The organism is Verminephrobacter aporrectodeae subsp. tuberculatae At4 (genome assembly GCF_000193225.1).
GTDB lineage: Bacteria > Pseudomonadota > Gammaproteobacteria > Burkholderiales > Burkholderiaceae_C > Acidovorax > Acidovorax aporrectodeae.
Genome location: NZ_AFAL01000775.1, coordinates 1 through 3,928 on the forward strand (window position 1 = coordinate 1; position 3,928 = coordinate 3,928).

At 67.1% G+C, this 3,928-nt stretch carries 1 protein-coding gene; it reads right to left on the bottom strand.

Annotated elements, in window-relative coordinates:
- On the bottom strand, nt 1–3,928 hold a 3,928-nt coding region (locus VTU_RS0121415; RefSeq protein ID WP_010108613.1), incomplete at both ends, for a SwmB domain-containing protein.

A 3,928-nucleotide genomic window follows, 5' to 3' on the forward strand; every position in this document is an offset into this window, starting at 1 on the left:
GCTGACGCTCACCGTCTCCCCGTGGGTCACGGCGCGGCTCAGCGTGAGCGTCACGGTCTTGGCCGTCGCGCTCACCACGGCGCTGCTCACGGTGATGGCCGCCGTGCCTGCGGCGGTGTTCACCGCAAAGCCGGCGCTGCCCGCGAGCGCTGCTCCGTTCAGGGTGCCCGCTTCGGTGTACGTGAGCACCAGCTGGTTGCCGGTGACCGTGGCGCCGTGGAACGCCGGGGGCGTCGTGTCTGCTGCTTCCGATCGCGTGTCGTTGAGCACTGCGGGGGCCGCACGGCTGGCCGCTTCTTGGCCGTCCATGTCCCGCGTTGCGCTGCTGGTCCGCGTGTCAATGCTGTACGGCCTGCTGACGGCGGTCCCTCTCGGCACATTGCCCGCCAGGTCCGATATGCGGCTCAAGTCGAGGCCGATGGTGTTGCCGCCGGCGTTGACGTTCGCGGTGGGCGTGAAGGTGGCGGTCCAGGTTCTGCCATTTGCGGAGGGGGTCAGCGGACCCAGCGTGCCGTTGGCCCTGGACAGGTCGATGTCACCGAGCTCAAAGCCGGTCACGGGCTCGCTGAATCTGAAGAGGGCGGTGGTGGTTTCGCCCGCAGTGAGGGCGCTGTCGCCCAGTCGGATGGTGCAGTCGGGGGCGATGACGTCGATCTCGTAGGTGACCCTGGAGACGGCCTGGCCCGCACCGGCGGTGCCTGCGGAGTTGCTCACGCCGGCGAGGTTGACGCTGATCTGGTTGCCCACTGAGTTGTATGTGCGGGGGTTTGGGACGCGTGCGAGATCATCCGCGTTCGGGGCCGTCAGCGTGACCGTCCAGGTGCTGCCGCCGTCGGTGCTCCTCAGGTCGTCGGACAGATGCGCGCCTCCGCCCACGACCAAGTCGGCGGTGGTAAAGCCACTGACGGCTTCGGAGAAGCGGATGGTGACGGTGGTGCTCTCGCCAAGGCTCAGTTTGTCGTCGCCGATCGTGATCGGGTCGGTCGCGGCCAGCGTGGGGCCACCCGCTGCCGGCGTGGGGCCTCCCGCTGGCGTGTTGTTCGTCACGGCCTGGTCGCTGAAGCTCACTGCGTCGTTGCCCGCAGCGTCCTGCACCACGGCGCCGGATTCGGGTTTGGTGTAGCGGACGGTCACGGTCTCCGTTGCGGCCACGGCGCGGCTCAGCGTGAGCGTGACGGTCTTGTCCGTTGCACTCACCACGGCGCTGTTCACGGTAATGGCCGTGCCCGTGGTGCTGCTCACCGCAAAGCCGGCGTTGCCCGCGAGCGCTGCCGCGTCCAGGGTGTTGGCTTCGGTGTACGTGAGCACCAACTGGTTGCCGGTGACCGCGGCGCTGTGGAACTCCGGGGCCGTGGTGTCTGCTGGCGCGGGCGTGCCATGGGTCGCGATCACGCCGTTGAAGTTCTCCGCCTGGTTGCCGGCAGCGTCCCGCACCCCGTTGCCGGATTCGGGCTTGATGTATCTGACGACCACCGTCTCCGTTGCGGCCACGGTGCGGCTCAGCGTCAGCGTGACGGTCTTGGCCGTTGCATTCACCACAGCGCTGCTCACGGTGATGGCCGTTGCGCCTGCGGCGGTGATCACCGTAAAGCCGGCGTTGCCCGCGAGCGCTGCCCCGTCCAGGGTGCCCGCTTCCGTGTACGTGAGCACCAGCTGGTTGCCGGTGACCACGGCGGTGCTGATCTCCGGGGGCGTGGTGTCTGCTGCCACGGGCTTTGCGCTGAAGTTCGCCGCCTGGTTGCCGGCAGCGTCCCGCACCCCGTTGCCGGATTCGGGCTTGGTGTAGCTGACGGTCACGGTCTCCGTGTTGGCCACGGCGCGGCTCAGTGTCAGCGTCACGGTCTTGGCCGTGGCGTTCACCACGGCGCTGCTCACGGTGATGGCCACCGCGCCTGCGGCGGTGTTGACCGTAAAGCCAGCGTTGCCCGCGAGCGCTGCCCCGTCCAGCCGGTTGGCTTCGGTGTACGTGAGCACCAGTTGGTCGCCGTTGACCATGGCGCTGTGGAACACCGGGGGCGTGGTGTCTGCTGATTGGGTGTTCACGGTGTAGTTGGCGCTGGTGGCCATGCCGGTACTGGGCTTGCCTGCAAGGTCGGTGACGCCGGCCAAGTTGACGCGGATGGTGTTGGTCCTGTCGTAGAGGTCGGCCGTGGGTGTGAGCGATGCGGTCCAGGTTTTTCTGTCGCGGGTCGTGAGCGCGCCAAGCGTGCTGGTGCTGGCGTCGAACACGACGTCAGCCATCGAGAAGCCGTAGACCATCTGGTTGAAGTTGATGGTGACAGTCGTTGTTTCACCCACGGTGAGTGCGCTATCGGCCAGCGTGATCGTGGCATCAGGTGGCGCGGTGGTCAGGATGAAGTTGTCGCTCGTGGCGCGGCCGGTCCCGGCAACGCCTGCGGCGTCGGTCACGCCCGCGAGGTTCACGCTGATGGTGTTGGTCTCGTCGATGACGCCCGCCGTGGGCGTGAAGATGGCCGACCAGGTTCTGCCGTCGGCGCTGAGTATGGGTTCGCTGAGCGTGCCGTGGGTCTGGGTCAGGTCGATGTCATCGCGCGTGAAGCCGGTGACGGGCCTGTTGAAGCTGATGAAGAGGATCGTCGTTTCTCCCGTCGTGAGGCGCTGGTCCCAGTCGGACAACCAGATGGTGGCGCTCAGGCCGCTGGTGTCGGGCGCTGCGGTGCTGGTGCGCGTGTCAATGTTGTACTCGTAGCTGACGCTGGTGGTTCTCGGCGCATTGCCCGCCAGATCCGATACGCGGGTCATGTCGAGGCGGATGGTGTTGCCGCCGGCGTTGACGTTCGCGTTGGGCGTGAAGGTGGCGGTCCAGGTTTTGCCATCTGCGAGGAGGGTCAGCGGACCCAGCGTGCCGTTGGCCCTGGACAGGTCGAAGTCACCGACTTCAAAGCCGTTCACGGGCTCGCTGAAGCTGAAGGTGGCGGTGGTGGTTTCGCCCGCAGTGAGGGTGCTGTCGGCCAGCCTGATGGTGCAGTAGGGATTGAGGACGTTGATGTCGTAGGTAACCGTGGAGACGGCCCGGCCCGCACCGGCGGTGCCTGCGGAGTTGGTCACGCCGGCGAGGTTGACGCTGATCTGATTGCCCGTCGAGTTGTATGTGAGGTAGTCGAAGTTTGGGTCGCGTGCGTAACCGCGTGTGAAATCATCCCAGCCCGGGGCCGTCAGCGTGACCGTCCAGGTGATGCCGCCGTCGGTGCTCCTCAGGTTGTCGGACAGATGCGCGCCTCCGCCCACGACCAAGTCGGCGGTGGTAAAGCCACTGATGGCTTCGGAGAAGCGGATGGTGACGGTGGTGCTCTCGCCAAGGCTCAGGTTGTTGTCGCCTATCGTGATCGGGTCGGTCGCGGCCAGCGTGGGGCCTCCCGTTGCCGGCGTGTCGTTCGTCACGGCCTGGTCGCTGAAGCTCACGGCGTCGTTGCCCGCAGCGTCCTGCACCACGGCGCCGGATTCGGGTTTGGTGTAGCGGACGCTCAGCGTCTCATTTCTGGTCACGGCGCGGCTCAGCGTGAGCGTGACGGTCTTGGCCGCTGCGTTCACCACGGCGCTGTTCACGGTGATGGCCGTGCCCGTGCTGCTGCTCACCGCAAAGCCGGCGTTGCCCGCGAGCGCTGTCCCGTCCAGCCGGTTGGCTTCGGTGTAGCTGATCACCAGTTGGTCGCCGTTGACCACGGCGCTGTGGAACACCGGGGGCGTGGTGTCTGCCACTCCCGATGGCGTGTTGTTGAGCACTGCGGTGGCCGTGAAGCTGGCCGCGTCCTGGCCGTAAATGTCCTGTATTGCGGAGGGGTCGTCGTAGGGCGGTCTGGGGTCGTCGTAGGTGACGGTCACCGACTGGCCCCGGGTGACCGCCGTGGCCAGCGTCAGCGTCACGGTCTTGGCCCCGGCATTCACGGCGACGTCGCGGACGGCCCGG